Source organism: Wolbachia endosymbiont of Pentalonia nigronervosa (assembly GCF_014534705.1).
Lineage (GTDB): Bacteria > Pseudomonadota > Alphaproteobacteria > Rickettsiales > Anaplasmataceae > Wolbachia.
Genome location: NZ_JACVWV010000182.1, coordinates 1 through 1,029, shown reverse-complemented (window position 1 = coordinate 1,029; position 1,029 = coordinate 1). Strand labels below are relative to the sequence as shown.

Annotated in this window: 2 pseudogenes; both read left to right on the top strand. The window is 39.1% G+C overall.

Going from position 1 to position 1,029, the window contains the following annotated elements:
• A pseudogene (locus tag IC220_RS07830) lies at positions 1–884 on the top strand (phage portal protein); the annotation flags it as partial.
• Positions 871–1,029 (top strand): annotated as a pseudogene (locus IC220_RS07825) (S49 family peptidase); the annotation flags it as partial. The pseudogenes IC220_RS07830 and IC220_RS07825, both read left to right, overlap by 14 nt.

Sequence of the window (1,029 nt, the reverse complement as noted above, 5' to 3'; positions counted from 1 at the left end):
TTATTCGTAGTGGTATTGAATTTAACCGACTTGGGCAAAAAGAAGCATATTACCTATTCAGAGAGCATCCAGGAGAAGGATCATTTGGAGAATCTGTTAGAGTACCAGCAAGTGATGTACTTCATATCTATAAACCGCTGAGACCTGGGCAAATTAGAGGAGAACCATGGCTTTCAAATGTACTTTTAAAACTCTATGAACTTGATCAATATGATGATGCTGAATTAGTGCGAAAAAAGACTGCAGCGATGTTTGCCGGGTTTATCACGAGACTTGATCCAGAAGCAAACATTTTAGGAGAAAGTGAAGCAAATGAGCATGGGGTAGCATTATCAGGTTTAGAGCCAGGAACTATGCAGCTTTTAGACCCAGGGGAAGACATTAAATTTTCAGAGCCATCTGATGTGGGTGGCAGTTATGAAGCGTTCATGAGGCAGAGCTATAGCAATAGGTATGGGTATCACTTATGAGCAACTAACAGGTGATTTAACCAACGTAAATTATTCATCAATACGAGCTGGAGTTTCGCAGAAGATGTGCGATGTTACAACACAATATTATGGTATTTCAATTTTGCCGACCAGTGTGGAATAGATGGTTAGAACTTGCGACTTTATCAGGAAAACTTTCTGCCACAACTATAAAAGATAACCAAATGTTAAAAGATGTAAAATGGATAGCACAGGTGGGTGGATCCGTTAAAAGACCAGCAGGCACAACAGATGGCAGTAAGAAATGGGTTTAAGAGTCGTTCAGAAGTAGTTTCAGAGCTGGGTTATGATGTTGAGGAAGTAGATCAAGAAATAGCAGAAGATCAAAGACGTGCTGATTCTTTCAACCTATTTTTTGACTCTGATGCTAGGGGGAACAATGCTGCTAAATAAGCCGTTAATGCTTGAACCAAGGAGTTTTGAGCTGCTATCGCTATATAAGGAAAAACAGCCAATTTTCAAAAATTTCAAGCATTCTGTCAAAAATAGCGTAGGAGAAGAAAAAACAGCAGTAATACCTATTCATGGAATTTTGACT